2 protein-coding genes are annotated in these 1,916 nt (G+C 40.6%); one reads left to right on the top strand and one right to left on the bottom strand.

Annotated elements, in window-relative coordinates:
- Positions 1–20: 20 nt before the first annotated feature.
- On the bottom strand, positions 21–728 hold the full coding sequence (locus CXF78_RS15735) for a pseudouridine synthase (protein ID WP_102037311.1): 708 nt from the start codon (positions 726–728) through the stop codon (positions 21–23).
- A gap of 381 nt (positions 729–1,109) precedes the next feature.
- On the opposite strand from CXF78_RS15735, the gene CXF78_RS15730 reads away from it, so the two are divergent.
- Positions 1,110–1,916: NADP-dependent isocitrate dehydrogenase (locus CXF78_RS15730; RefSeq protein WP_145991494.1), on the top strand; the 807-nt coding region annotated here is incomplete at its 3' end.

The raw sequence follows: 1,916 nt of genomic DNA, 5'->3' as shown, positions 1-1,916 counted from the left end.
TATAAAGCGTCTGCCAGCGATTACTTTGCCGTGCTGATCACTTTGTATTCACCATTAGGTAAATCATCTAGACACCATTGACCTATTTTATAACGGATTAATCTTAAGGTTGGATGACCCACATGTGCGGTCATTCTTCTGACTTGGCGATTTCGACCTTCACAAATTTGCACTTCAAGCCAGGTTGTTGGAATGGCTTTACGTTCTCGTACTGGCAGGGTTCTTGGCCAAATATCAGGAGATGACATTACGCAAACTTTAGCCGGTAATGTCATACCGTCTTTTAATTCAACCCCATTACATAAGGCATTGATTGCTTCATCCGACGGTTCGCCTTCCACCTGAACCCAATAGGTTTTAAAGGTTTTTTGCGATGGTTGGGTAAGCTTTGCCTGCAATTGTCCGTCGTTGGTAAGCAATAGCAATCCTTCACTATCACGGTCTAAACGTCCTGCTGCGTAGACATCGGCTACAGGAATAAAGTCTTTTAATGTTTGTCGGCCTGCTTCATCGGTAAATTGGCACAACACGTCAAATGGCTTGTTGAATAATACAATGACGGGATTTTCAGGCCGTGGTTTTTGTGGGGGACGCGATTTTGCCCTGCTACGAATAGCAGCACTACTGATTGGTGCTCTTGTTGCTTCAGAATTGACTGATGTTGTTGACGCGCCTGTTCTGTGAGTCGATGTTTTTTTAAATGAACTGAATTTACCGATTTTTGACATAAAGGTATGGTTAACATCCTTTGCTAATACGAGTGAGTAAAAAGTGAACGAATATGAATCTATTTATGGTAGTTTACTGCGTATTCGCCCTTAGTGGAATTTGAAAATTACTAAGAATGATCTATGATGTCCGCCTAAAAATTGTGATCTGTACCTAATTTATCATTCTGGGATATCGGCTTTAACCGCCAAATCTCAGAGGTTTGAGAACAAAATATAATAATAAATGGGATAGGGGATTTCACATACTTGGCTTATAAAAAAGTGTGCCATGGTCATTGATCACGGTCTACTTGTGCGAGTGTTATCCACCAAAACCCGTCAAAAGCTTACGCAATTTATTCTAATAAATTATTAATTTACAATAATGTAGGAAATAAAATGAAAGATAACACTCCAACGATCATATACACAGAAACCGACGAAGCACCGGCACTTGCCACGCTGTCTTTATTACCGATTATCCGTACCTTTACTAACGCTGCAGGCGTAAAAGTTGAAACGCGTGATATCTCTTTGTCAGGTCGTGTTATTGCTAACTTCCCTGAAAAATTAACCGCAGAGCAAAAAATTGCTGATGCGCTAACGGAATTAGGCGAATTGGCTAATAAGCCAGAAGCTAACATCATTAAATTACCTAACGTTAGTGCCTCAATTCCGCAGTTAAAAGCCTGTATTGCTGAACTTCAAGCAAAAGGTTATGACATTCCTAACTATCCTGATGAGCCTAAAAATGACGCAGAAGTTGAAGCTCAATCGCGTTATGACAAAATTAAAGGTAGCGCGGTAAACCCAGTATTACGTGAAGGTAACTCAGATCGTCGTGCACCGACTTCAGTGAAAAACTATGCCAAGAAAAACCCACATTCAATGGGTAAATGGGCCAGCGACTCTAAGTCTCACGTTGCTCACATGAATGAAGGCGACTTCTACGGTAGTGAACAGTCTGTCACTCTAGCGGCAGCTGATAAAGTCAATATCGTGTTGACTCAACAAGACGGCAAAGACGTTGTATTGAAAAGTGGCTTAGCGTTATTAGCTGACGAAATTATTGACTCAGCAGTGATGAGCAAAAAAGCATTAGTGGATTTTTATGCTCGTGAAATTGAAGCGGCAAAATCTGAAGATGTTTTATTATCTTTGCACCTTAAAGCGACCATGATGAAAGTGTCAGACCCAATATTATTT

The organism is Shewanella sp. 11B5, assembly GCF_002836795.1.
GTDB lineage: Bacteria > Pseudomonadota > Gammaproteobacteria > Enterobacterales > Shewanellaceae > Shewanella > Shewanella frigidimarina.
This window is presented reverse-complemented; position numbering and strand designations above follow the sequence as displayed.

Excerpts from the sequence above, each read along its gene's own strand:
- CXF78_RS15735 (WP_102037311.1), bottom strand. The coding sequence starts at position 728 with ATGTCAAAAATCGGTAAATTCAGTTCATTTAAAAAAACATCGACTCAC.